At 52.0% G+C, this 467-nt stretch carries 1 protein-coding gene; it reads right to left on the reverse strand.

Annotated elements, in window-relative coordinates:
- Positions 1–33: 33 nt before the first annotated feature.
- Positions 34–467 (reverse strand): hypothetical protein (locus IDG60_RS27345; RefSeq protein ID WP_206160463.1); only part of this gene is annotated, 434 nt, incomplete at its 5' end.

Here is a 467-nt window from a genome sequence, read left to right on the forward strand (position 1 = left end):
CAGCTATGTAATCGAAACAATTTTTAAGCTCATTCATATGTGTTGTATAGCTTTTTTTCCTTTCCTTCCCTCCCCCCTCCTCCCTCCTTCCCATCCTTTTCCCTCTTTTCCTTCCCCTCTCTCCGATATCTTCCTCCTTCCCTTCCTCTCCCCCCCTCTTTCCCTTCCTTTCTTTTCTCCCTTTCTTCCCCTTTCCTTCCTTTTTTTTCTCCTTTTTCCTTTTTTCTCTCTTCTCTCCCTTTCTCTTCTCCCCCTCTCCTCTCCCACGAGCCTCCTTCTCCTCTCTTCTTCCGTCTTCTTCTTTCCCCCCCCCCCCCCCCCTCCCCTCCCCTCCCCTCTTCCCTCCTCTCTTCCCCGCTGTCTGTCCTTGCCCCTCTCTCTCCTCGCCTCTCTTTTCGTCTTCTCTTCGTTCTTGTCTCCATTGTTCGTCTGAGCAGAGAGCTCTGTTCGTCTGGCGCGCTCGAATG

The sequence above is a fragment of the Staphylococcus sp. EG-SA-2 genome (genome assembly GCF_017152085.1).